Below are 21,935 nucleotides of genomic sequence, written 5' to 3' on the forward strand. Positions count from 1 at the left end.
TTTAAGTGAGAGTGAATATTCAATCCCCCGATAGGCTGGCATGCATTTCAGACGGAACCCGCTTTCTTTCCTCCTTGTTTAGCGCTTCTATATAGATCGAGTCCATTTCACGGAGCACCTCAGGCAACCCGTAACGAATGATCCTCTCCTTGTTTGCTTCTCCCATTGCTGTAGTTAATGCTGGATCATCACGTAATTGAGTAAAAGCCTTAGCGGTAGCGGTAATATCACCAACAGGAACCAACATGCCTGTTGACTCATGTTCGATCAAATCATGAATCCCCCGAATATGCGTACCTATAACGGGTTTCCCTATTGCCATCGCCTCCATAATCGCCCGAGGTAGCCCCTCGCGATAAGACACAAGTGCAGCAACATCACATGCTCTGAGTAGATCCGGAATATCTCTACGGTACCCAAGCATATGCACCCGATCGCTGACACCCAGCCGATTAGCAAGTTCCAATAGAGTCTGCTCGAACGGTCCTGTACCCGCAAAAGCCAGATGGATGTTGCCTGCTTGAGACCCCAACTGACCCAGCGCTTCGATCAACTGCTTCTGGTTCTTGTTGGCGTTCAATTCAGCAACGCATAGGATGACGAAGGGAGGTTCATCATGCTCACTCTTCGGCAGATCAAACAGTTGGCGTCGCCTATCTGCCTTCTCCGATGCAGTTTCAGGCTGACCCTGTTCATTGCCGTAAACCTGGAGATCAAGTCCTACACCACTCACATAAGTCACCTTTTTCCGTATAGAAAATTTCTGGGCGCGTTCATAATCTTCTCTATTTATGGTGATTAGCACATCTGTCCAGCGGGCCATTAACCTCTCGAGCGGATAATAAACCATCCAGTTCAGAAGAGGAGCACCCTTGAAAAAATGAAAACCATGCGCTGTATACAATGTGCAAGGTACACCTGCTTTATGGGCCGCAATCCGTCCGAGAATCGAAGCGACTGGCGTATGTACATGGATGAACTGGAACCCCTCCTCCTTGAAGCTTTCCGTTAATATCCCTAGCGCTGCCCAGTTCTGCATCTGTAAAGGGCTACGCTGAATGGGCACATCATGACACACGATCCCCTTCTCTTCTAACCGTAATCTCGCTTCCCCGGGCTGCGCGTAAGCATGCACTTCACAACCTTTTTGCTGCAATAACACCATGTAAGGTAGATGGAAACTCTCAAAATGCCCAAAAATGGAGGCTACAAAAGCAACTCTTACCGGCCCACAGTCTTCAGCAGGTATGCTCCCTAACCTCTTGTTATTGCGCTTGTTGCGCTTGTTCTGTTTGTTGTCGTAGGTTACGACCCGTTTGCTTTTCAGTGCCCTTGGTTCGATATCGCTTCACTCCTTTCCATCCCGTATTCGTTAATCGGATGCAAGCTGCGTTCATAGCCATCATGAACCACCAATACCGCTGGAATAAGGCTTCAATACCCATCGAAAGTCCAATCATCGCTGCGTGAGACAGCAATAATGCCATAATGATCGGTTTGTTCACCCTATCTGCCGCGCGATAAGAACGGATCCCAACGATGAAGAACCAGATCATGAATCCGCCGTACACAATCAAGCCCAACAAGCCAAATTCTGTCATAAACCAGATCGGAGTATTATGGATAATAATCCGCAGTTCATAGTTATAGCTACCGAGTCCAATCCCTAATAATGGACTTTGAGCGATCCACTCCACAGCCTTTCCAATGATGTCTAGACGCGACTGAATCTGCGAGGGTCTGCTGGCCATATTCCCAAGCACATCCAGATAAGCTGTACCTTTATACAACAGCAATGCTCCAAACGCGACGCTAAACCCCATGCCGATCTTGAGAAGTCGAGAAGGATTAGTCAGCAGTAATGTAAGCAGAACAAGGAACAAACCTATCCATGACGAACGCGAAAAAGTCATTATTATGCCCCCGGCTAAGGTGATCGTCGCTAGCGTACTCACCCATCCCCTTAGCAGCTTCACCCCGTCTCCACTCGTCATGATATGAATGGCAAAAGCCGTAACTAATAATCCGCCGTATGCATTCGGATCAATTAGCATCCCGGAGAGGCGACCGTCTTGAACCATAAACGGAACCTTCACTCCGCTAAAAAAATCGAACAAAGCGACGCCATTGAAGATCAGCACACTGATCAAAAAAGCTCGTAGCATTTTATATAACCGATCCCAGCTGTCTACAGCCTGAACAAGCATGATGTAAGTGAGCAGTAGGAGTATAAACCCAAAATCTTTTTGCAATAGAGCGTATTGCGTAATGAATCCATTGCGCCAAATGGATACAAATGAAGCAAGGACGAAAATAAACAACATCCCCCAATGCCATGAACTGAACTGCCTCGGGTCCAATTTGAGGTGTAGACCTGCTGCAAACAAACCAAGCATTAAGAAAAGGTCAGAGGGTGCGATTCGAAATGCGCCACCGAAATCAATTTGAGCCGGAAGGCAGATGATGTAACCCATAACCGCAAACAGAAATAAATTACGCATGGTGTAGGGTTTCCCTACAACGAGTACAGATGTCATACAAGCCCCTACTTTCCTATGAGAAATTGCCTCTATGCGGCCAATTCCCGTTGTACCTGTTTCCTTGCCTGACGGATTACCAAGAAAAGTACAATCACACTACCTATCATCTGAACGAATAAGGCCAAGCTAGCCCCCACCGCAGCACCTATCACCCCGAAAATAGGCACGAATATTAGACAAGAAAGCCCATTAGTGATCACGGAACACAGAAACAAGGGAATCTGCGCTTTGTACTTCCCGGTAGCCGTTATGGCGTACCACAGGTAAGACGTTACAAATACCAATAGGGTAGAAACGAGCAACCAATGAAATAAACCTATCTCAGCAGCCACATCTGGACTGAATAGAAGAATTAGTAGCTGATGACCAAAGATCCACCCGATCAAACAAGCGATCGCACTAATTCCTATACCCATTGCAATCATTCGACTGAGTAAAGAGATGAACTCCTTATGTCGTCCGCTAGCGTGCCAACGGGCAAGACGTGGTGTTATCGCTTCACCGAGTGCAGTCACAACAACATTGCAGGCAACGATCATGTATGAGAGCGTAGCGTATATGCCTAAGTCATGTTCTCCTTTAAAATATGAAATCGCGTATAGTGGGATATTTGTATTTAGTGACATCAACGCCAGCACCACGCCAAGGGGTGAGCTTACGAGCAGCAAGCCCCATAATCGTCTTTTGTTAAAAAGTGGTCTGAGCGACGTATGCACTCTCGCTTTGCGAGCATCATATCCAATGGTTATTGCTAACCATCCGATAATCATGACTAATAACGCTAGAATGAGACTCTGAGTAGGGATAAATACGAGGGCGAAGACAAGTATGGAGAACAATCCTTTAGCAGCTCTCGAGAAAGAGATTTGATCTAGCCTTTCCTGCTTCTGAACGATACCCAATAAAATATCGCTGACCGACTCAACAATTCTATACAATCCTATGAAAAATATGACTAAAGCTGTATTCCAATCAGCACCACTAAGGATGCAACAACCTGCTGTAACCGTGAATGCAACTGCGGTTGTCACGAGACGAAGGCCAAAAAAATCTCCAAAAAGATATTTTCCAGATGTATCAACGATCAAGACCGAACGCAGATGCAGATGCGACAGCATGAAGATGGGAGCAGTCACCGCAAGCCCTAACGAATATTGCCCAACGATTTCGGATGAGCCAAATTTATTAAGCAAAATTACAATCACGAATTGAGCGCCAGCGTATGTGATATTTCCGAATAAATAACGAAGAGAAGCAAGTGTCATAATGCGTTAGACCAACCCTGAAGTTGAGGCCCAATCGGCAAAATCTTCACCGCGAATCTTGTAACGTTTGCTACTTTTTCGATAATTCAAAACCGCTCCCAAAATATGTGCTCCTTGCTGCTCAAGGATCTGTTTTGCAGAGTTGGTATGCTTTAAGAGCACTTTCCCGGATTTTACGACTAACAGTACCCCTTCGGTCATCTTTGCCAAGATAAGGGCATCCGAAAAAGGCATTAACACCGAAGAAGAATCGATGACAATCGTATCAAATCTCTCACTAAGCTCTGCAAATAACCTTTTCATTCCTGTTGATCCTAGTAAGTCGGCTGGATTTGGGGAGATCGGACCCGATGTCATTACAGAAAGTCCTTCTGATCCCTCAATAGGGAAAATACAATCATCCACACGGGTTTGATCCACTAGGATACTACTTAATCCGATCCAATTGGGTAGATCGAATGCCTTATGCACCGTTGGTGTACGCAAATCCCCATCGATCAGCAGCACAGTTCTTCCCGTTTCTGCCATCGCTATGGCCAAGTTCATCGCCACTGTTGATTTACCTTCATTCGGAAGTGAGCTTGTAACTAATAAAGATCGAATTTCTCCACCAACTCGGGTATAACGAATATTAGATCGTATCGTTCGGAATTGGTCACCATTAGATGATTTCGGTTGTTCCAGGCAATACAATCTTGGCGTTTTCTTCTTCATGTCTGCTGGCTCCTTCTACTGAATTGGATTTCGTCTTCTCCCGCCGTTTCCGCGGCTTCAATTTTCCCACCGTTCCCAGAAGAGGAAGCTGCAAATCCAACTGAATATTCTTGGCGCTTTTCACAGGTTTCTCCGCCAATTCCCGTAGAATGGAAAATGCGATCCCAGCAATCAATGCAAGTCCGAAAGCAACGACCATATTGAATACTGGCTTGGGTGAGATCGCCTCGAAAGGAACCTTGGCTCGGTCAAGAAGCACAACATTCTCTACCCCCATAATCGCTTGGATGTTCTCATTAAAGGCCTCACCAAAGCCATTCGCGATATTCGTTGCCCGCTGAGCATTAGAATCCGATACAATTACCGTCGTCACGAGTGACTCGCTACTTGTTCTTGTCTTCACTTTTTCTAATAGTTTTTCAGGGGTCATGTTTAATTGCAGTCTTCTAACGACCTCTTCAGCGATTCTACTGCTTCGGATAATTTCTCCGTAAGTGGTTACTAGTTTTTGCCCAGCCATAATGTCATTGATTGCTTTCTGTTGCCTATCCCCTTGAATAAGAATAGAAGCCGTCGCCTCGTATTTCGGTTTTAAGACATAGTAGCTAACGAAGCTAGCAATTCCGACCGCAACAATACATAATACAATGATGAACAGCAGCCTACGTTTCACTAGTTTCAAAATGCTGCCTAGTTCGAATTCCATCGTTCATTTCTCCTAACCGTTAATGTATTTTCCTCTTCTTCAACAAGTGTTTTATTGTATAGTTATATTCTCGTTAGCCCAATATATGTCCAAAAAAAGTTGGGAATTTATAAGTCTTCTTTTAAAAAAATCCACCCGACTCTCTATTAAATCCCAACAGAAATAGGCCGTTTACTAGTAAGATTCTACTGGTAGACAGCCTTATATATTCACTTCGTTACTAACCTAATAATACGTCGTGCTAGTTGGCGCGCTTATGTAGCACTTTTTTGTTCACCTTTCTATAATCCAATTATATGGTTTATCTTCGTATTGAATCTTAATGAAATCTTAACGGATAAATGAGATTTATTATGCATTCAAATCCGCCATTGCTGGAATATGAATTTCTTTGACACAGGAAGCGCTAGAAAGGTTAACGATACATTTAACAATGGAGACAATGTCCTGAACAGGAATTCTTGTGCCGCTATATTCTGCAATCGCTTTTTCCGCGCCATCCTCATAAGGAATTTCTGCTGCCAGCTCACCCGGATTCACACAAGTTACTGCAATGCCATCCTTACGTACATGCTCACGCAATGCATGTGTAATACCACGCAGACCGAACTTGGAAGCTACAAATGATACCTGGGCGTTATTGGTATGATCCAGTCCTGCTGTGGAGCCAATTAGAATAATTTTTCCTGCTTCCGATTGACGAAGATTAGGTAATACAGCCTGTATGCAGGTAATTGTTGAAGTTATATTCACATTTATAATGTTGGCAATGTCACTCGTCTTATCCTTGTCAAAAGTATAGTGATCCTCAAAACCTTCTTTCTCCCAAATACCCACGTTATAAACTAGAACATCAATCTTCTCCGTTTGAATTCCCTTTGATAAGACTTGTGCGGCATCTGGCTCCGATAGATCTACTGCAATCCATACCCGCTGTATACCATCATTAAGATCCAGACTGCCCGGTCTGCTTCTGGAGACGATCCATACTCGATCACCATACTCAGGTAAACCTTTCACAAATGCATCTCCCAAACCTTTACTTGCCCCCAAAATTAGATAGTTTCTCATACTGTCGCCCTTTCTATATGCATCATTCTATTTTTATATCATAGTACCATCGAAGGACATGAAGAAGTAGGGTTAAAATTCGGAGTTAGGTAATTAACTTTTGAAAAAAGCCGCTATCATGGAGTAATCCATAGATAACGGCTCTTTATTTTACATCATCGAAGCAAAATGTTGACTTATTAATTTCTAGTACGGAGCATACGTCCTACAAAATAAAGCATTTGTTTACGTGTGAAAAAACGTGACAGTTGAGCTGAAATATAGTTTGTAAATCCTGGGACAGCAAATACTTTTCTAGCTTGAAGCGACCGAAGAGCGACTTGAACCACATTTTCTGGAGTATCTCGTTTCCCTACTGAAGCTTCATCGGCTCCCACAACATTAAAAAATTCTGTTTCCGTAGACCCCGGACATAACGCAAGAAATTGTACTCCCCGTTTCCGATTTTCCTCCCATAGTGCTTGTGTAAATGATAATACAAAAGCTTTTGTCGCTCCATATACAGCCATATTAGGGAGAGGTTGAAATGCTGCTGTTGATGCAACGTTTATAATCACTCCGCTTTTTCTTCTTAACATCTCTGGCAAAAATAAATGGGTCAGATCTACTACCGCCAAAACATTTAGCATCACCTCTTCATGTTGTCTTGGACCAGACAGTTGTTCAAAAAGCCCATACGTAGCAAAACCTGCATTATTAATAAGAATATCAACGTTCAGACCACGTTCCATACATTGTTGATAGAGCCTGCTAGGAGAACCTTCTTGCGATAAATCAGCAACGATAACCTCCACTTGAATATGAAATTCTCTTTGTAATTTTTCCGCTAAAGCAATCAATTTATCTTCGGAACGGGCGACTAATATCAAATGACTTCCTTTGGCTGCAAGATCATGAGCAAACGCTTCACCTATCCCTGAAGAAGCCCCTGTAATCAACGTCCATTTATTTTGAATTGTAATCATTGCTATCATCTCTCCCTTTAATGACCATCTAGAAACAGTGTTTCAATATGAATCATTGTATCCAAGTGAGGTTGCGTTGTCAAATAAAATTCTACATTTAATTATTGGCTATTTCTCTTCTACATCAGTAAAATAAGGTTTAGAAATAACGGCTATTTGAAAAATAGCTAAAGTAAAGTTCTAAGGAAGTGAAACTACATGCAAAAATCGTCCAAAATATCTTCTATAGATGCTCAATCCGTTACAACCTACCCAAAAGCAAAACTACAGCATGCAGAAATATTAAGACTGAATATTATCGAAGCCGCTGCGGCCATTATGCATGAATCCGGACCTGAAGGTGTAACCATTCGCAAGGTTGCTGAAAAAATGGAATGTCCCACAAAAATCATTTATAACTTGTTTGGAAACAAGGAAGGTTTAGCGAAGGAGCTTTTTCTGCAAGGGTGTAAATTGTTGGCCGCTGCCTTTCAAGCGGTTCCAAAACAAGACAATCTAAATTTATATCTTCGCGATCTTGGACAAGCTTATTGGGATTTCTCACGGAATCACACCAGCTATTATATGGTTATGTTTGGAGGGGCTTTTAGCGAGTTCAAACCGGAGGAAGAAAGTTTACATGCTATCTTCACGGCACTTCAACAAGTAATAGCCCTTATTACAGAAGCCATCGAACAAGGGTTTATAGAGGAGAAAGATCCCCTCCTTGTTGTGAATCTGGTGTGGGCATCGATGCATGGCGTCATTCATCTGCATTTGGGGGGACATATTCAAAATGAGGAAGCTGCTAAAACATTGTATGATAGATTAGTGTCCAATTTAATCCATACGTTCTTTAGAAGCGATAATTAAAAAAGAAGCTTTTTTGCGGCTAATACAAAAAAAACGGCATTTCTGCCGTTTTTTCATTTCATATTTATGTCCGACGCATATAAGCACGTACCGTAATAGGTGCAAATATTGCGACGATGACAGCTGCTCCGATCAAAGAGATAGTGAAATCCCAACCTACGGTTCCAAAGTTAGTAAGTTGTCGTACGGCAGAAACGAGATGTGAGATTGGATTGACTTTAACAAACCATTGTAACCAGTTAGGCAGCGTATCGACAGGCACGAAGGCATTAGATAGAAACGTAAGTGGGAACAACACAATCATTGATATCCCCTGCACACTAGAAGCAGTCCGTGCAATCACACCGAAGAAAGCGAAAATCCAGCTAATCGACCAAGCACAAACAATAACAAGAAGCGCAGCGAATGCGACATGTTCCAGACCACCATCAGGACGGTAACCCATAATGTAGCCCATGGTAAATGTAAGAACAGTAGCAATCGTGTATCTAATCGTGTCCGCCAACAAAGCCCCCGCTAACGGAGCTATACGAGCAATTGGCAGGGACTTGAATCGGTCGAACACGCCTTTATCCATGTCCTCACGTAATTGGACGCCAGTAACGATGGAGGTAGTGATTACAGTCTGCACAAGAATACCGGGGATAATAACAGGCAAATAACTTACCACGTCACCAGATATAGCCCCTCCAAAGATATAGGTAAACATCAGCGTGAAAATAATTGGCTGAAGTGTAACGTCGAACAATTGCTCAGGGGTACGTCGAATTTTCAGTATCCCACGATAAGCCATCGTTAACGAGTTGCGCACAGATTGCCGAAAACTCGTATGGTTTTTCAATGGGCGGTTAACACCCGAATTTATTGTAGTGGTTCTCATACTCTTGCTGCCTCCTTAACATTTGACTCTTGGGACGCTGTTGACGTTTCATCTGTAGCACCATGACCTGTAATCGTTAGGAATACTTCATCAAGCGTCGGTTTCTGTACACTCATCTCAGCCAAGTGAATCCCTTCCTCACGAAGCGCAATAAGTAGGTCTGTAACTAAATCAGCGTCCGCCATCGGTGCCGTTATTTTCCCAGTTTCGTACGATACCACGGACTGAATTTTAAGCACATGTTCCACACGCTGACGGGCTTGTTCAATATCTTTTAGATGCTGAACCTTCAGGTGTAGCGATGTGGTACCCACAGACGCTTTCAAATCATCCGCCGTTCCCTCTGCAACGACTTGCCCACGATCGATAACTGCGATCCGATCAGCCAGTTGATCTGCTTCTTCAAGGTACTGTGTAGTCAGAAGAACTGTTGATCCCGTATTCACCAATCGACGAATGGTATCCCACATCTGTGAACGAGTGCGAGGATCAAGCCCTGTAGTGGGTTCATCCAGGAAAATTAAAGGTGGTTGTGCAATAAGGCTAGCTGCCAAATCCAGACGGCGACGCATACCGCCAGAGAAATTTCGAAGAGGCCGTTTAGCCGCCTCAGTCAGACCAAACTCTTCCAGTAATTCTGTTGCTTTTTTCCGCGACTCTGCGCGCCCAAGCCCTAATAGCCGAGAGAAGATAATAAGATTCTCTGTAGCACTTAATGACTCATCGACTGAGGCATATTGTCCTGTCACACCAATTAATTGCCTAACAATCTGCGACTCCTTCACCACATCATGCCCGAAGATTCGCCCAGTACCTGCATCGGGACGAAGTAAGGTTGCCAGCATCCGAATGACGGTAGTCTTTCCTGCCCCATTCGGACCAAGTACGCCATAGATCGTACCTGCTTTCACGTTCAAATTCACGCCATCCACCGCGCGATTGTCACCAAAGGTTTTGACCAGTCCACGCGCCTCGACGGCCCACTCATGATCGTCTGGTGAAATGATCTTGTTCTGTACATGCACCATTGTAATTCCTCCAACGTTTCAGATTATATTGTGATGATAAACGCCATTTATAAACTGAATTTAAACGAAGGTTTATACTGAGTTAAACTTATCCATTTAATTATTTTCTATGAAAACAAACAAAAAACCACGTTCAATGAACATGGCTAATCCAACTCATTATAATTGCTGACTGACTAAATAATAATACAGACCTTTTGCCTGAAAAAGTTCTTCATGGGTTCCGCTTTCCACAATTACGCCTTGATCTAGCACAATGCTACGATCCGCATGCTTAACTGTACTTAATCGATGCTCGATGATTAACGTGGTTCTATTTTTAATAATAAGATCCATATTATTCTGAATTTTCCGTTCTGACTCCGTATCTAATGCGCTCGTTGCTTCATCAAACACCAATATCGGAGGATTACCAAAGCAGCGCTCGTGCAATCGCGATTCGTTGAGCTTGCCCACCAGATAATCTAATTCCACTTTCACCGATCATCGTATCATAACGAAGTGGAAGTTCTTTAATTCGTCTAAGGTTCGTCCAAAGAATACTGAAGTGCAAAAGTATAAAAATCCCCGCCTTCTTCTATACGATACATTAATTCCCGAATCGGCCCATATTCCGTCATGATAATCTGTGAAATTACGGCGGTGTCGAAGGATATTCGCTGCTCGTAGTAATACTTTTCTACTTGATCTCTGCATACGATATCCATCAGCTTGGATTCAATTAGCTTCTCACGAATGCATTCACCTAAATCATCAAGTGTCATTCGGTTGCGCTGAAGCCATTCCGTAGCTGCCGCTACATGTAAAAGACCCTGAGGTGATTGTAATCAGTGCTTAAATTCATGAGATAAAACTAACCATTAAAGATTGTTCTTCCATTTTTGATAGCACTTGGTGACGTAGTTTTCAATTGATCTCTATTCCCACCTAATCCACCAGAGACTTCCTTCATCTCTGCATCACTAAGAGGTTTGACTTCTTCCTGTAATTCTTCCAGACGCAGCTGGTTGAGTGTCTTCTTGATTAACTTTTTCTGACATTCAATTCACTCCCAATAATTACCTTTTAGGATAAAGGGAATTCAGAGGTTTAACAAGCAACTATAGTTGTGTTGCGTCATTAATACAAGTAACAGGAAGCCCACCATTCGTATGATATGTATTTTTGCACAATGCACCAAAAAAACCGAGAAGCGCGATCTCACGCCTCTCGGTTTATCATTCATTGTTATGATCTGCTTCAACATATTCTTTAAGCGCAAACAGTTTATTAGCCCAGTATTGTTCAAAAAAGGTAAGCCAATCTTGAAGCTCCAGTAGAGGCTCTGGCTGAAGCTTGTACCGAGTCTCCCGACCGACTTTCTGACTGCTAACAAGCTGCGCATCGGACAATACTTGTAAATGCTTGTTAACAGCGGTTCGGCTGATCGGGTAGCAGTCCGAGATGGACGCTATGGACATTTCCTTATTAGCAAGCAGCTTTAGCAGACTGCGGCGGGTAGGATCTGCTATCGCTTGAAATACATCATGTCCAGATTCAGCGACTGGCATCTTAAGCCTCGATATAAGCAGGAAGTTTTTCTTGGACGATTTTCTCCCAGCCGCCGTTCATAAAGCCACGAACGATTGGATGCGGTTGACCAAATTCAGTTACCTTTTCAGGGTCCCATCCAGAATGAATCACGGTGAACTCCGTTTTCCCATTAATCTCTTTCAATTCAAAAGCAAGATGCCAATCCTTCCCCCAATTAAAACCGACACGATTCGGTTCATCAATCTCTGTAACTTTACATGGGGAATCCCCGAATTGTCCAGCATGTAGAATGAACTCATGACCTACCACTGGCTCGAATGTACTTGGCATCCACCAGGCAGCTATTCCTTCAGCAGTGGAAACAGCTTTCCATACTTTTTCAATTGGCGCATTGAGTGTAATTGTTTGACGAATATCTTGTAGTGGTCCTTGAGTTTGCATAAATTTCCTCCAAAATTCATTTTAATGTAACACCTTCTGGTTTCGTTTTTATTATAACACCATTTGGTGTTATGTCAATTTGCAGAAACCTAAAGAGAATAGCGGAGGAAAGCCTTAACTAGATCCAAGTATCATTGGCTGCTGTTAATTCGGACTCAGTACCGCCAGTGTTTACTACGCTTCTAGGCTCCACCAACATGATATGGCATTCCTTTTCGGCGGAAGGCTTCATCTCGACTCCCTTTGGGAGAATAAACATCTCACCCTTGGAGATTTTAACCTGACCATCACGGAAATCAATGGTCATCTCCCCTTCGAGCGTGAAAAATACCTTATCGGTATCTTGATGAACATGCCATTCAAAATCCCCAGTGATCTTAATAAGTTTAAATTGATAGTCATTCATTTCACCAATGACTTTCGGAGACCAAAGGTCGTTAAATTTAGATAACTTATCGTTCAGATTAATAGCTTGATAATGGATAGTAATCACTCCTTATTTTCCTCAACTTATTAGCGCTTAAGCAAGGCGGATAATATATTTTGTAAAGCGTAATCAATAGCTAATGGTCCACCAGTAATAGCAGAATTATCCATTAAATAGACATTGCCTTCCTTTACGGCATTCATAGCATTCCACACATTACTTTGTTTTAAGTTATTCATTAATTCCTCCTTTTTTGTAATGTCACCTATAAGGAAAATATGGTCTGCTTGAACAGTTGATATTCCTTCAAACGAAGTAAATTCATTATTATTACCTGCATATGTATCATCCGGTGTAAGCCCCAGTCCCTTTTTTTTATCAAAAGCAAGTTTATAGACCGGATTCCCTTCACCTAGAACATTAAAAGTTTTTCCATCCCAAGACAATATAAGCGATACTGTCTCTCTTTCCATCGACTTTAATGTTTCACGCCCATTTGTAATATCTTTCATCATTTTATCAATTACTTTTTCCGCTTCGTCTTCTTGGCCAATAATCATGGCTACTGTACGGAGTCCATATTGCCAATCTTCATAGATGTCCTTGTATTTTAATGTAATGACTGGTGCAATTTTATCTAGTAAATCATACACTGCTTCATGATGCTCTGTTGCTAAAATAAAATCAGGATTAATAGATAGAATTTTCTCAATGCTAGGAGACACTTTATCTCCTAATTCTTCAGCTGAATCCAGCTTTTCTTTTAAATAAGATAAAGAAGATAGATACTCTTTTTCTGTAGATGCAACAGGTGGCTCTCCTAATGCAACTAATATTTCAGGATAAAAATACCATAGCGAAGCTATTTTTTCTGGTTTTTTCTCGATAACAATTTCTTTACCTAAGGCATCCTTAAATGTTCTTGGCCAATCAGCTGCATCTACATTAACTGCTGTTGAAGATACGCCTTCTTTAGTTGATTCTTTATTTTCAGCAGGTGTTTCAGTACAACCCGCTAGTATACCTGCTAATAATAGTATTGCGACTAGCAGTCCTCTAATCTTTTTCATACGAAATTCCTCCAACATAATGGTTTCTTTGCTTAACCATTATTATAGTAGAGTACTTTTTAGATAAGAATGGATGCAGGTTGAATTCACCATGGATTATTGATGAACTTCTCTCGATATTCGGTAGGTGAAATGCCACATTGTTTTTTGAACACTCTACTAAAATAAAAGGGGTCAGCCATTCCAACGGTTTGCGCAATTTGTTGTACAGGCGCATCACTTGTAAATAGCATTTCTTGCGCTATATTTATACGATATTTTAATAAATATTCTGCTGGTCCCATACCGGCATGTGTTCTAAATACGTAAGAAAGTCGATTTCGATTAACGTTATTTTGTTCTGCAAGCGAAGCTATTGTAAGACTTTGATAATAGTTTTGATGAATATAATTAGATACCCGCTCGAATAAAGTATGTGATTCACAGCTATCTTCCCTATTAATTACACATAATAAGGCCTCATTCAGCACTTCGCGAAACAGCATTTCAGTCTGAAACATCGAAATGCCTCCACGCTGATTATACACATGCCAAAGACGCATAATTAATTCAATAAGACGAGGAGATTGACCTGTTAATAATTCAAAATGCTGATGAGAAAAGCTTGACTCTTTTAGTTCTGAGTTACATATCCGATATTGAACAAGAATATATTCCCAATTGGTTCTACCTAACATTTTTTGATCTAGTTTCATTTTTGCACCCCCATGCACAACTTTTCCAGGCGAAAAGATATAAGGCGTGCCATTAAATTTAAATTTAATCTTTCCTGTAAGTGGAAACACAAATCCAGGAAAAGAATCTGTATAGTCAGCGTACGGCACACCTGAATTTTCAGCATATCGATATACTCCTTCTACTTGAAAAGGAGTGTGTGCAAAATGCTCTGCTAACTGATTAACGTCTATCTTCACAATGCATACCTCATTTCAATAGTAGTCTCTTCTATGGATAATCATCAACAAAACTCAATCATAGTGCACCAGCTCAGAGGCATTGGCGTCAGTAAGGTGAGCATAAGGATTCACGCCTGTTTACACATTAATAATAATGATTATCATTGTCAATCAATATAGATAATAAAAATGTCGCAACTGGTTAATGCTCAAGCCATCAGGTATCCATAAAAAAAACGCTTGGAATCCCAAGCGTGTCAGTTTGTAAGCCAATTTTAAAGTCAATCCAATGCTCTAAACCTCAAAAGGTTTGGATCGCAATTTGAATAACATACTTATCCGGATCCCCTACAGCTAAATAACTAAGCAATTCATACTCATAAGCGTTTCCGGTTATGTGTAAATCATTTTCAGCAATATAAGACTTTAGCTTCTCATAGGACGCAGGTAAGGTTTCATAAGATCCCTTGTGATTCATGATCAAATATTTACCCTTTGGCTTGATATAAAGTAATTCACCGTTATGCTTTTCATTGATTTTATTACAATAATAATCCGGGTCATAGTCGCCTACTTCCAAACTGCTTTTACAAATAATCGAACCTATCGGAAAGTCATATTCAAGATGATGTTCATCGCAATAATCGAAGATTCGATATACTTTTCGAACATGATCCTTCTCACCCTTCTCCTTCGAGAGTCTAACCGCAATAAAATACTCTTCATCACATTCCTCGACCCAGGGTTCTCCACAATTAACATGGAGCGCACGATTCGTATTATCTATAGCCCCTTGTAAAAGCCTCTGCATTCGCTCTAACTTTTTTTGTTCATCAACCAACTGCAGCTGTTTTTGCTTAAGCATGGATAAAAAATGCAATGTGTTTTGATCTTGTATATATTCTTTGATCTCATTCAACGGCGTTCCTGTCCCTTTTAGTACGGCAATAATATCGAAGGTATAAAACTGCTTATAGGAATAATAACGATATCCGTTTTCCTTCACGATCTCCGGTTTTAATATACCAATGTCATCATAATGGAATAACGTATGCTTTGTTACCCCACATACCTTTGCGAACTCGCTCGTCGTAAAGTATTGATCATAATCAATAGACATTCAAATCACTCCTCTTGACTATCGGGTTACCCTATACCTCAAAGTACAATAACGGAACACCATTACCTTGTCAAGGTAACGTTATTAGCTACTATCATCTTAGGAGGATTACCTATGTTTTCATCAAATCTATCTAAATTTCAACGCTGGATCGTGCTGGCGATTGTGTCCAGCGCACTCTTTATGATCGTCATCGACATGACCGTACTTTATTCGGTTCTACCACGACTTACGCATGATCTTGCTGCTTCTGCATCGGAAAAACTATGGATCGTAAATATTTATCCACTTGTAATGGCAGGATTATTACTCGGTCTTGGCACACTAGGCGATCGTCTTGGGCATAAAAAACTCTTCGTTATGGGACTTACTATCTTTGGGTTGGCTTCACTAATCGCCGCCTACGCGCCGACACCTCTCGTGCTTATTGCTGCGCGTACCCTACTAGCTATTGGTGCAGCCATGATGATGCCCGCAACACTCTCCATTATTCGAACTACCTTTTCGGATGAGCGTGAGCGTTCACTAGCCGTAGGTATTTGGGCATCTGTCTCCTCTGTGGGAGCAGGAATGGGTCCACTCGTTGGTGGTTTTTTACTGGAACATTTCTGGTGGGGATCGGTGTTCCTCATCAATATTCCTATAGTTATTCTTGCACTGATCTTGGCCATCTTACTAATCCCAAACCTTAAAGGGAATAAGAATAAGAAATGGGATTTCATTGGTTCTGTTCAAATTATGATTGGTCTGGTTGCCCTTGTTTATGCAGTTAAGGAGATCAGCAGACGTGAAGGTTCAATTTCCATCGCTGTGTTATCTGCCGTGATTGGTGTCGTAGCTATGATCATATTTATGCGCCATCAACGTAAGAGCCAGAATCCATTAATAGATTTTGCACTATTTAGAGACTCCCACTTTACTACTGGAGTGGCTACAGCTCTATTGTCTTGTTTTGCACTTATTGGAATGGAATTGATCGTGACTCAACGGCTCCAGCTTGTTCTTGGATATACACCGTTGGAAGCAGGCTTGTACGTTGTATTCACTTCGATAGCGTCCTTCATCTCAGGGATACTCATCGGACTTGTGTTGCATCGAGTGGACAAAGTAAAAGTACAGTGGGTCTGTCTGTTAGTGTCAGGTATAGGAATGGGCACCCTTCTACTCTTCCATGATGGAAATATATTGTTACAATTCGCAGCCTTAATGATTCTGGGTGCAGGTCTTGGGGGAGCCATGACTGCCGCCTCAAATTCAATCATGCTAAATGTCCCCGTCGAAAAAGCTGGCATGGCCGCATCTATAGAGGAAGTATCGTTCGAACTCGGCAGCGCCCTAAGTATTACACTTCTGGGCAGTCTTTCGTCATTCATCTATACAGCATCATTAGTTCTCCCTGATGAACTAACAGTCCCGCCGATCGTTCGCGACAGCCTTGACGAGGCTCTTCTAGCCGCAGAAAATATGCCTACTGCTGCTGGATCCGCGCTCGTTGAAGCCGCACAATCAGCTTTTGATAAGTCTTTTATTGTTGTCCTTGCCACTGCCACAATCCTTCTGTTAGCTTCTGCGTTTATTATCCGTGCTGCGTCAAAACGTAAATCCTCAATCATAGAACACTAATATTAGAAAAGATGAAGCTACTGCTTCACCAAACAAGGGTGTCTCAACAGCTATGCGATAGCTAGCTGGGACACCCTCGTTTATACCAAGCCTATATTATGTTCCTTTTCGTTTCCTTGATGAATACTTCCTCACCCACACTGCCAATTCTAACCTGTGCGTATACACAAGGATCACAAAACTTCCAAACCATACCCACAAGATAGGAGCAGACCATTTACTAATGTACAAAAAAACGGAAAGAAGCAGCATTCCGCTAACCACTTGCACACCATCCGATACAGGTGAATTTCCTCTGCTTTTGAACCAACTGCTGAGCATTTTCAGCACTGCTAAAATGACTGCTAGCGCTAAAGAAACTTTGAATCCTGTCAATGCACTCCATACCCCAAAGGTTACGGCAATTGCCTTCCCACCTTTTCCTTTAAGAAAGGGAGAGAAGGCATGACCCGCAATGGGAGCTAAGGCTAACGGAATAATGAAATACCCCTGACTATAATGACTTCCCATTACCCATAGAAGAGGTAGATACCCTTTTAAAAAATCCAATATAATCCCCAAGATGCCGAATTTATAGCCTGACGACTTCCATAGATTCAAAGCCCCTGGATTACCGTCACCAATGTTTTTCAGGTTCTTTTTACGCGCTAGACCAAGCCAATAGGAAAACATAAGAGATCCCGACAAAAATAAACCCGCGACCCACAATATGATCATTAGTCCCTATGGCCTCCCACCTGGATATGCCTTCCTTTCCAGCTTACATGCCTCAGAAAAACAACCTGATAAATCGAATACAGCATGATCAAGATAAAGAAAACAGTTGCTACCACGTGAAATACAGGAATAACGATGCCAAATACACCTACATATTTTATAAAATAAAAGAGCTGGAACATATAAAGGAGATAACCGATCAATAAAGGCATAAACCATGAGGTATTCGCAAAAATAAACACGGTTTCTGAGATGATGAGTCCGATCACCCAAAGCGCGATTGGAATAATTGTCCGCGGACTTATCGTTGAAGTGCTTAAGACAGCCCCTTTACTGAACCCTTCAATTTCACTTTTGATTCCCTTCGGATACATGCGAAACGATACTAAGCCATACCCGATATAATTGGTGATCGGAACACCTGCCGCAATAAATTTTTCTCCTAAAGACAAATCATCCAGCACTTCAGATCTAATGCTTTGATGGCCATTAACTTTTTCATAATCCTGCCTTAATGCTAGAATACACGAGCCGTACAGCCCTTTTTTGGCGTTATTCCTTTCAAAAACTGAGGTGAACGTGAAGATCCCCAGCATATTCATGATTAGGGCGAGCCTCTCAAACAGCTTTTCTGTATGATGAAAAGGAACTACCGAAATGACGCCTTTCGATAGCTCCCTTGCTTTTAATAATGAAGCCAAGGCGTTAGGCTTTAATCGGATATCCGCATCCAAAAAAGCAAAAATATCACCCGAGGCCTGTAAATATCCATTCCATACTGCCCAGCTCTTACCCGTCCACCCCTCAGGGAGACTGCTGTTCACAATAACCTTAACCCCATAGCTTTCGGCAATTTCTTTGGTCCGATCCTCTGAGAAGTCATCCACCACAATAATTTCATAGGGTGTAAGGGTCTGAGACTGAAGTGAATCGAGCAGATAACGCAAATTATATTCTTCATTCCTTGCAGGAATGATAATGGACAATTTCTCCGGTCCTTGATTAGGCTCGTGATAAGTGCTCAAGGTATTTTTTCTGAACAAAATAAAACCGGAGAGACATCCAACGCCTATAACCATTAACAACCACATTACGGTTCCCCCCCTTCTACATCTATATATATGAGGGGTTAGTCCGTAATATATTCATTTCAAATTTAACCTACATTTACTTTAGCTGAGTATTTATTAAGCTTTTCTGTACATAAAAGCATGACGATAGCGAAAAAAACGATCATCGCAGGAAAAATACCCAATGTAAAATTCGAGGCCAGTAAACCGATAAATGGCGGTACCAGCGTGGTACCAGTATAAGCTGTTGCCATCTGAAAGCCCATAATTGACTGAGCATGCTTCTTCCCGAATCGTACAGGGGTTTCATGTAGCATACATGGGAAAATAGGGGCTAAACCCAGACCGATAATCATAAACCCTACCAGCGAAACTATCGTTGGAAGCGGTAATACTAAGAGCACTGTACCGATTAAAGCAATGAGCTGGCCATATCGTATTAGCTGTTTATTACTCATTCTAAACGTAATGAAGCCCGTCACCATTCTGCCAAAGGTAATCCCTAGATAAAATACCGATACCCATGTCGCTGCAGTGGATGCAGGGATGTCTTTGATATTTACTAGAAAGCTGCTCCCCCATAACCCCATACTCGTTTCGATGGCAGAATAAAATAAGAAGGTTAACATCGCAAGCTTAACCCCTCTTAGCTTCCAAGGTTTTGTGTTCTCAGCAGCTTGCTCTAGCTCCGGATGATTGAGCTCATGTTCGCTATCAGCGTTCAGGTTGCTATTGTTTCCAGCCACTCTATCCCATAAAGGCAGCGTAACGAAGAGAATTACAACTAAGCTCAATTGAATATAAGCAACCGTAAGATAACCTTCTCGCCAAAGACCTTCACCAGAGATAAAAGAACCCATAATAATCGGACCCAGCGTCGCGCCCACTCCCCAGAAACAATGTAACCAGCTCATATGATGGGCTTTATAGTGCGTAGCAACATAACTGTTTAATCCGGCATCTACAGATCCCGCACCTAAACCGAGTGGAATCGCAGCAACAATTAGCCATACTAACGAAGGTGACCATGCAAAACCAAATAAAGCTACAGCCGTCATAATACAGCTTACAAGGGTCACTTTCCCCGTACCAAAACGTTTAAGGATTGTACCACTCATCAAACTGGAGACAATTGTGCCTACTGCAATAACCATCGAAAGGATACCAGCAGTACCTAATGAGGCATTTAGATCTAATCTCATTACCGGCCATGCGGATCCAAGCAATGAATCTGGTAGTCCTAAACTAATAAATGCTAAATAAATAATAATAAGAAAAAAAGTAGCCATCGTTATCTCCTTAAGGGTTCTAATCTATTTGTTGTGAAACTAATAAACCTAATCCAAGACTTTGTAATCCATTCAGATAATCACGCTTCAAGTCACTTACCGCTAATTCCGGAAGATGTTCCTTAGGAACGTATGTAGCAGTTCGATCGGCGATTTGATTAAGCATAGCTGGAGCTAATTCATCCTCACAAAAAATAATATAATGCGGATTCAAAATAGAGGTCATAGTAGCCACTAACCGACTAATCGCATCTACTTTATGATCCGGCTGCATGCTTGATCCACCCTGATCTCCAGTTAATGCTTCTATGAAATTTCTATTGTCATACTGGGGCATGTATTGAACTTCCCCTGAAAAAAACGTCTTTCCCCGAACAATTTCACCATTAACGGCTATCCCAGCTCCCGGTCCGTTTTTCCCTAAATACAGATACATCAAAGAAATATTCTCCTTCAAATTTCTTTGCGCCATATAACCGATTACAGCGGCATTCATATCATTTTCCACGATTGTCGGGATAGAGAGCTGATCTTCTATACATCTTTTCAAATCTAGATTCTGATATTTCGCATAACCTGGGATCAGAAAAATCTTCCCCTGTTTCACCGCGCCTGGAACACCAATCGCTACAGATTGAATCTTAGGATTAGCCTTTTTTTCACCTTCGATAAGCGAGACCAGTGTACTAACGTCTTCCTCAAGAATACTAGGTAAATTCCCTTCTTTTACAACATTGCCAATGCAATTATAGATCGTATAGTTTGTTTCATTTTTTTCCAAAAAAATAGCCATCCCTAATCGGTAATTCGGATTATAGGCGTATCTTATTGCCCTTCTTCCGCCACTAGACTCATCAAGGCCAATGATCGTTACTTCCCCAGTCTCTTCCATCTGCATTAGAAATTTACTGATCGTTGGAAAACTGTATAGTAATCTTTGACTTAACTCCGCCTTCGTAGCCCTTCCTAATTCTAATAATGCTGTTCGAATATTTCGAATAATTTCAGATTTGAGTTGCTGTGAAGGAAGTCTTTTATCACTTGCCATGGCTCTCCCACCTATAGTCATACTGACTTATTAAATGCATTTAATAAGTCAGTATGACTATAGCAGGAATACTTCTTAACGACAACATAATTTTTCGATGCGGCCCCTTCTGAAACTCCAACATGAATAAAGGGGCATGAAGCCCCCCTAATTATCAACAAATTCAAAGCCTTTGCAGGATTCGTTCCCATCTTCCAGGATGGCTTTCATCCAAGTACACAGGCTGAAATCCTAATTTCAAATAAATGCGGATGGCGGGCAGTCTGAAATCATCAGTTTCTAAACATGCCGCCGTTCCCCCTGAATCTCTTATTTTGTGCAAGACAGCTAGACTCACAGCATAGCCGAGACCTTTACCAGAATATTCTGGAAGCACTCCAACCATGTGCAAGTACCAGTTCTTATTGTCATCACTACCCGACTCCCAGGCCGTAGCAGTAGCTACAGGTTGATCCCCGCGGCAAATGAACAACAAGCGATCCGAATACAAGGGTACATGATCACTGATTTTATGAGCAAATTTAACTTCCCTTGTAAAAGAATGGCGTATAAGCTCTTCCCAGTTCCGTTCATCATCCGGCTCGAAATGACGAATTAGATACCCGGTAGGACAGTGAAAAACAGGCAAGTCGGACAGCATTTCTTTTTTCATCACAAGTTTGGAAAGGGCCTGATCCACC

The 21,935-nt window shown here is 41.9% G+C and carries 24 protein-coding genes; 2 read left to right on the top strand and 22 right to left on the bottom strand.

The features are described 5' to 3' along the window. Window positions 1-19: 19 nt before the first annotated feature. From H70737_RS17145 to H70737_RS17175, 7 genes are all read right to left on the bottom strand, one after another. Window positions 20-1,342, bottom strand: a complete 1,323-nt coding sequence (locus tag H70737_RS17145) for a glycosyltransferase family 4 protein (RefSeq protein ID WP_331281442.1) — start codon at window positions 1,340-1,342, stop codon at window positions 20-22. Further along, window positions 1,266-2,537 carry an O-antigen ligase family protein gene (locus tag H70737_RS17150; protein ID WP_042189090.1) on the bottom strand — a complete coding sequence of 424 codons (1,272 nt, stop codon included), beginning with the start codon at window positions 2,535-2,537 and terminating at the stop codon, window positions 1,266-1,268. Before H70737_RS17150 ends, H70737_RS17145 begins: the two co-directional genes overlap by 77 nt. A 32-nt stretch (window positions 2,538-2,569) precedes the next feature. Beyond that, complete coding sequence (locus H70737_RS17155) at window positions 2,570-3,805, bottom strand: oligosaccharide flippase family protein (RefSeq protein WP_042189092.1); 1,236 nt, start codon at window positions 3,803-3,805, stop codon at window positions 2,570-2,572. A 6-nt stretch (window positions 3,806-3,811) separates the two neighbouring features. Continuing rightward, window positions 3,812-4,519 carry a CpsD/CapB family tyrosine-protein kinase gene (locus tag H70737_RS17160; RefSeq protein WP_042189094.1) on the bottom strand — a complete coding sequence of 236 codons (708 nt, stop codon included), beginning with the start codon at window positions 4,517-4,519 and terminating at the stop codon, window positions 3,812-3,814. Beyond that, window positions 4,467-5,225: a YveK family protein gene (locus H70737_RS17165; RefSeq protein WP_042189097.1), complete on the bottom strand. Its 759-nt coding sequence runs from the start codon at window positions 5,223-5,225 to the stop codon at window positions 4,467-4,469. Before H70737_RS17165 ends, H70737_RS17160 begins: the two co-directional genes overlap by 53 nt. A gap of 351 nt (window positions 5,226-5,576) precedes the next feature. After that, window positions 5,577-6,296 carry an SDR family NAD(P)-dependent oxidoreductase gene (locus H70737_RS17170; protein ID WP_042189099.1) on the bottom strand — a complete coding sequence of 240 codons (720 nt, stop codon included), beginning with the start codon at window positions 6,294-6,296 and terminating at the stop codon, window positions 5,577-5,579. 179 nt (window positions 6,297-6,475) lie between these two features. Then, window positions 6,476-7,261 carry an SDR family NAD(P)-dependent oxidoreductase gene (locus tag H70737_RS17175; protein WP_042189102.1) on the bottom strand — a complete coding sequence of 262 codons (786 nt, stop codon included), beginning with the start codon at window positions 7,259-7,261 and terminating at the stop codon, window positions 6,476-6,478. Between the two features lie 198 nt (window positions 7,262-7,459). On the opposite strand from H70737_RS17175, the gene H70737_RS17180 reads away from it, so the two are divergent. After that, entirely contained in the window at window positions 7,460-8,113 is a 654-nt protein-coding gene (locus tag H70737_RS17180; RefSeq protein ID WP_042189105.1) for a TetR/AcrR family transcriptional regulator, read from the top strand. A 64-nt stretch (window positions 8,114-8,177) separates the two neighbouring features. On the opposite strand, the gene H70737_RS17185 is transcribed toward H70737_RS17180, so the two are convergent. From H70737_RS17185 to H70737_RS17230, 10 genes are all read right to left on the bottom strand, one after another. Beyond that, window positions 8,178-8,993 (bottom strand): ABC transporter permease, encoded by an 816-nt coding sequence (locus tag H70737_RS17185; protein ID WP_042128598.1) that lies wholly within the window; start codon window positions 8,991-8,993, stop codon window positions 8,178-8,180. Then, complete coding sequence (locus tag H70737_RS17190) at window positions 8,990-10,021, bottom strand: daunorubicin resistance protein DrrA family ABC transporter ATP-binding protein (protein WP_042189107.1); 1,032 nt, start codon at window positions 10,019-10,021, stop codon at window positions 8,990-8,992. The genes H70737_RS17185 and H70737_RS17190 overlap by 4 nt, the downstream gene beginning before the upstream one ends. A gap of 159 nt (window positions 10,022-10,180) precedes the next feature. Beyond that, the gene (locus H70737_RS17195) at window positions 10,181-10,501 is read right to left on the bottom strand and encodes a hypothetical protein (RefSeq protein WP_042189109.1); all 321 of its coding nucleotides are present in this window, start codon (window positions 10,499-10,501) and stop codon (window positions 10,181-10,183) included. Between the two features lie 41 nt (window positions 10,502-10,542). Further along, window positions 10,543-10,785: a hypothetical protein gene (locus H70737_RS17200; RefSeq protein WP_042189112.1), complete on the bottom strand. Its 243-nt coding sequence runs from the start codon at window positions 10,783-10,785 to the stop codon at window positions 10,543-10,545. Between the two features lie 453 nt (window positions 10,786-11,238). Next, window positions 11,239-11,571, bottom strand: coding sequence for an ArsR/SmtB family transcription factor (locus H70737_RS17205; RefSeq protein ID WP_042128608.1), 333 nt, complete (start codon window positions 11,569-11,571; stop codon window positions 11,239-11,241). 1 nt (window position 11,572) lies between these two features. Continuing rightward, complete coding sequence (locus tag H70737_RS17210) at window positions 11,573-11,995, bottom strand: SRPBCC family protein (protein ID WP_042189115.1); 423 nt, start codon at window positions 11,993-11,995, stop codon at window positions 11,573-11,575. Window positions 11,996-12,113: 118 nt separating this feature from the next. Further along, window positions 12,114-12,479, bottom strand: a complete 366-nt coding sequence (locus H70737_RS17215) for a cupin domain-containing protein (protein ID WP_042194089.1) — start codon at window positions 12,477-12,479, stop codon at window positions 12,114-12,116. Window positions 12,480-12,508: 29 nt separating this feature from the next. Beyond that, on the bottom strand, window positions 12,509-13,492 hold the full coding sequence (locus H70737_RS17220; RefSeq protein ID WP_042189118.1) for an iron-siderophore ABC transporter substrate-binding protein: 984 nt from the start codon (window positions 13,490-13,492) through the stop codon (window positions 12,509-12,511). Window positions 13,493-13,578: 86 nt separating this feature from the next. Next, entirely contained in the window at window positions 13,579-14,406 is an 828-nt protein-coding gene (locus tag H70737_RS17225) for an AraC family transcriptional regulator (protein WP_042189121.1), read from the bottom strand. A gap of 283 nt (window positions 14,407-14,689) precedes the next feature. Continuing rightward, entirely contained in the window at window positions 14,690-15,508 is an 819-nt protein-coding gene (locus tag H70737_RS17230) for a MerR family transcriptional regulator (protein ID WP_042189124.1), read from the bottom strand. Window positions 15,509-15,622: 114 nt separating this feature from the next. Here H70737_RS17230 and H70737_RS17235 point away from each other — a divergent pair, with 114 nt between their 5' ends. Beyond that, complete coding sequence (locus H70737_RS17235) at window positions 15,623-17,131, top strand: MFS transporter (RefSeq protein ID WP_042189126.1); 1,509 nt, start codon at window positions 15,623-15,625, stop codon at window positions 17,129-17,131. Between the two features lie 96 nt (window positions 17,132-17,227). Here the strand turns inward: H70737_RS17235 and H70737_RS17240 are convergent, their stop codons facing one another. The 5 genes from H70737_RS17240 to H70737_RS17260 all read right to left on the bottom strand — a co-directional run bounded on the left by H70737_RS17240 (window position 17,228) and on the right by H70737_RS17260 (window position 21,934). Beyond that, window positions 17,228-17,848: a glycerol-3-phosphate acyltransferase gene (locus tag H70737_RS17240; protein ID WP_042189129.1), complete on the bottom strand. Its 621-nt coding sequence runs from the start codon at window positions 17,846-17,848 to the stop codon at window positions 17,228-17,230. Then, entirely contained in the window at window positions 17,848-18,939 is a 1,092-nt protein-coding gene (locus tag H70737_RS17245; protein ID WP_042189132.1) for a glycosyltransferase family 2 protein, read from the bottom strand. The genes H70737_RS17240 and H70737_RS17245 overlap by 1 nt, the downstream gene beginning before the upstream one ends. Window positions 18,940-19,004: 65 nt before the next feature. Next, a complete protein-coding gene (locus H70737_RS17250; RefSeq protein WP_042189135.1) occupies window positions 19,005-20,207 on the bottom strand; it encodes an MFS transporter in 1,203 nt (400 codons plus the stop codon). A gap of 19 nt (window positions 20,208-20,226) precedes the next feature. After that, window positions 20,227-21,255 carry an ROK family transcriptional regulator gene (locus tag H70737_RS17255; protein ID WP_156113133.1) on the bottom strand — a complete coding sequence of 343 codons (1,029 nt, stop codon included), beginning with the start codon at window positions 21,253-21,255 and terminating at the stop codon, window positions 20,227-20,229. 163 nt (window positions 21,256-21,418) lie between these two features. Further along, window positions 21,419-21,934, bottom strand: coding sequence for a GNAT family N-acetyltransferase (locus H70737_RS17260; protein WP_042189139.1), 516 nt, complete (start codon window positions 21,932-21,934; stop codon window positions 21,419-21,421). Window position 21,935 lies beyond the last annotated feature (1 nt).

Origin of the sequence: Paenibacillus sp. FSL H7-0737 (genome assembly GCF_000758545.1) — a bacterium.
GTDB lineage: Bacteria > Bacillota > Bacilli > Paenibacillales > Paenibacillaceae > Paenibacillus_AQ.

Excerpts from the sequence above, each read along its gene's own strand:
- H70737_RS17150 (WP_042189090.1), bottom strand. The coding sequence starts at position 2,537 with ATGACATCTGTACTCGTTGTAGGGAAACCCTACACCATGCGTAATTTA.
- H70737_RS17155 (WP_042189092.1), bottom strand. The coding sequence starts at position 3,805 with ATGACACTTGCTTCTCTTCGTTATTTATTCGGAAATATCACATACGCT.
- H70737_RS17160 (WP_042189094.1), bottom strand. The coding sequence starts at position 4,519 with ATGAAGAAGAAAACGCCAAGATTGTATTGCCTGGAACAACCGAAATCA.
- H70737_RS17165 (WP_042189097.1), bottom strand. The coding sequence starts at position 5,225 with ATGGAATTCGAACTAGGCAGCATTTTGAAACTAGTGAAACGTAGGCTG.
- H70737_RS17170 (WP_042189099.1), bottom strand. The coding sequence starts at position 6,296 with ATGAGAAACTATCTAATTTTGGGGGCAAGTAAAGGTTTGGGAGATGCA.
- H70737_RS17175 (WP_042189102.1), bottom strand. The coding sequence starts at position 7,261 with ATGATTACAATTCAAAATAAATGGACGTTGATTACAGGGGCTTCTTCA.
- H70737_RS17180 (WP_042189105.1), top strand. The coding sequence starts at position 7,460 with ATGCAAAAATCGTCCAAAATATCTTCTATAGATGCTCAATCCGTTACA.
- H70737_RS17185 (WP_042128598.1), bottom strand. The coding sequence starts at position 8,993 with ATGAGAACCACTACAATAAATTCGGGTGTTAACCGCCCATTGAAAAAC.
- H70737_RS17190 (WP_042189107.1), bottom strand. The coding sequence starts at position 10,021 with ATGGTGCATGTACAGAACAAGATCATTTCACCAGACGATCATGAGTGG.
- H70737_RS17200 (WP_042189112.1), bottom strand. The coding sequence starts at position 10,785 with ATGACACTTGATGATTTAGGTGAATGCATTCGTGAGAAGCTAATTGAA.
- H70737_RS17205 (WP_042128608.1), bottom strand. The coding sequence starts at position 11,571 with ATGCCAGTCGCTGAATCTGGACATGATGTATTTCAAGCGATAGCAGAT.
- H70737_RS17210 (WP_042189115.1), bottom strand. The coding sequence starts at position 11,995 with ATGCAAACTCAAGGACCACTACAAGATATTCGTCAAACAATTACACTC.
- H70737_RS17220 (WP_042189118.1), bottom strand. The coding sequence starts at position 13,492 with ATGAAAAAGATTAGAGGACTGCTAGTCGCAATACTATTATTAGCAGGT.
- H70737_RS17230 (WP_042189124.1), bottom strand. The coding sequence starts at position 15,508 with ATGTCTATTGATTATGATCAATACTTTACGACGAGCGAGTTCGCAAAG.
- H70737_RS17235 (WP_042189126.1), top strand. The coding sequence starts at position 15,623 with ATGTTTTCATCAAATCTATCTAAATTTCAACGCTGGATCGTGCTGGCG.
- H70737_RS17240 (WP_042189129.1), bottom strand. The coding sequence starts at position 17,848 with ATGATCATATTGTGGGTCGCGGGTTTATTTTTGTCGGGATCTCTTATG.
- H70737_RS17245 (WP_042189132.1), bottom strand. The coding sequence starts at position 18,939 with ATGTGGTTGTTAATGGTTATAGGCGTTGGATGTCTCTCCGGTTTTATT.
- H70737_RS17250 (WP_042189135.1), bottom strand. The coding sequence starts at position 20,207 with ATGGCTACTTTTTTTCTTATTATTATTTATTTAGCATTTATTAGTTTA.
- H70737_RS17255 (WP_156113133.1), bottom strand. The coding sequence starts at position 21,255 with ATGGCAAGTGATAAAAGACTTCCTTCACAGCAACTCAAATCTGAAATT.